We start from the raw sequence: 229 nt of genomic DNA on the forward strand, positions 1-229 counted from the left end.
ATGATCGACTGCCCGATGCTCGCTGCCACCTGGGCGGTCTTGCCGTCCTTGAGCGCCAGGTCGGTCTTGACCTTCACCGCACCGGCGAACATCGCCTCGGGGCTGAAGCCGAAGTGCCACAGCACAGACACCGCCATGAAGCTCGCGCCGCCCAGCAGCAGGCCGGCCTTGATGATCTGCACCCAGGTGGTGGCCGTCATGCCGCCGAAGAGCACGTAGACCATCATGA

1 protein-coding gene is annotated in these 229 nt (G+C 65.1%); it reads right to left on the reverse strand.

The window, feature by feature from the left end:
• Positions 1 to 229, reverse strand: a 229-nt coding sequence (locus COI44_RS23765) for a sodium:solute symporter family transporter (RefSeq protein WP_483295505.1), incomplete at both ends; no start/stop codon positions are given.

It is taken from the genome of Bacillus sp. AFS088145, from assembly GCF_002564465.1.
In the GTDB taxonomy this organism is placed as follows: Bacteria; Bacillota; Bacilli; order Bacillales; family Bacillaceae_G; genus Gottfriedia.